Below are 1,560 nucleotides of genomic sequence, written 5' to 3' on the forward strand. Positions count from 1 at the left end.
GCATGGGGTCAGGTGGGTCCAAAACGCTATGGTTACCAAGCAAATTAGGTGCAAAGGAGTAATGATAAGCACGTAGTGCTACTTTTTCCTTTGCGCAAGGTGCCTCAATGTTAACGCTACGCGCTAAGAGTCACCTCATAAATTTGGAAAATATCTGATAATATTTTTTAAGTCTAAGTATCTATCTACTCTAGCTATTAACTTCTGTCGCTTGTTTCTGTCACAAAACGCGTTTGGCGTTGTATGGTTAAGCCTCACGGGTAATTAGTACAAGTTAGCTTAATGGCTCACACCACTTCCACATCTTGCCTATCAACGTTGTAGTCTTCAACGGCCCTTCAGAGACTTTAAAAGTCTAGTGAGAAATCATCTCGAGGCCTGCTTCGCGCTTAGATGCTTTCAGCGCTTATCAGTTCCGAACGTAGCTACCGGGCAATGCCATTGGCATGACAACCCGAACACCAGCGGTTCGTTCACTCCGGTCCTCTCGTACTAGGAGCAACCCCTCTCAATTCTCAAACGCCCACGGCAGATAGGGACCGAACTGTCTCACGACGTTCTAAACCCAGCTCGCGTACCACTTTAAATGGCGAACAGCCATACCCTTGGGACCGACTTCAGCCCCAGGATGTGATGAGCCGACATCGAGGTGCCAAACACCGCCGTCGATATGAACTCTTGGGCGGTATCAGCCTGTTATCCCCGGAGTACCTTTTATCCGTTGAGCGATGGCCCTTCCATTCAGAACCACCGGATCACTATGACCTACTTTCGTACCTGCTCGACGTGTCTGTCTCGCAGTTAAGCTGGCTTCTACCATTACACTAACCGTACGATGTCCGACCGTACTTAGCCAACCTTCGTGCTCCTCCGTTACTCTTTGGGAGGAGACCGCCCCAGTCAAACTACCCACCAGGCACTGTCCGTAACCCCGATTCAGGGGCCAACGTTAGAACATCAAAACTACAAGGGTGGTATTTCAAGGACGACTCCACAACAACTAGCGTCGCTGCTTCAAAGTCTCCCACCTATCCTACACATGTAGGTTCAATGTTCAGTGCCAAGCTGTAGTAAAGGTTCACGGGGTCTTTCCGTCTAGCCGCGGGTACACAGCATCTTCACTGCGATTTCAATTTCACTGAGTCTCGGGTGGAGACAGCGTGGCCATGGTTACACCATTCGTGCAGGTCGGAACTTACCCGACAAGGAATTTCGCTACCTTAGGACCGTTATAGTTACGGCCGCCGTTTACCGGGGCTTCGATCAAGAGCTTCGTCCGAAAACTAACCCCATCAATTAACCTTCCGGCACCGGGCAGGTGTCACACCGTATACGTCATCTTGCGATTTTGCACAGTGCTGTGTTTTTAATAAACAGTCCCAGCCACCTGGTCACTGCGGCTCCCGTCCGCTTAGAGAGCAAGTCTCATCACAGATAGGAGCGTACCTTCTCCCGAAGTTACGGTACGATTTTGCCTAGTTCCTTCACCCGAGTTCTCTCAAGCGCCTTAGTATTCTCTACCTGACCACCTGTGTCGGTTTGGGGTACGATTCGGTATAA

The 1,560-nt window shown here is 50.0% G+C and carries 1 rRNA gene; it reads right to left on the bottom strand.

Going from position 1 to position 1,560, the window contains the following annotated elements:
- Positions 1 to 243: 243 nt before the first annotated feature.
- Positions 244 to 1,560 (bottom strand): 23S ribosomal RNA (locus L650_RS0112580); the annotation flags it as partial.

Origin of the sequence: Pseudoalteromonas sp. TB51, assembly GCF_000498055.1 — a bacterium.
GTDB classification, from domain to species: domain Bacteria; phylum Pseudomonadota; class Gammaproteobacteria; order Enterobacterales; family Alteromonadaceae; genus Pseudoalteromonas; species Pseudoalteromonas atlantica.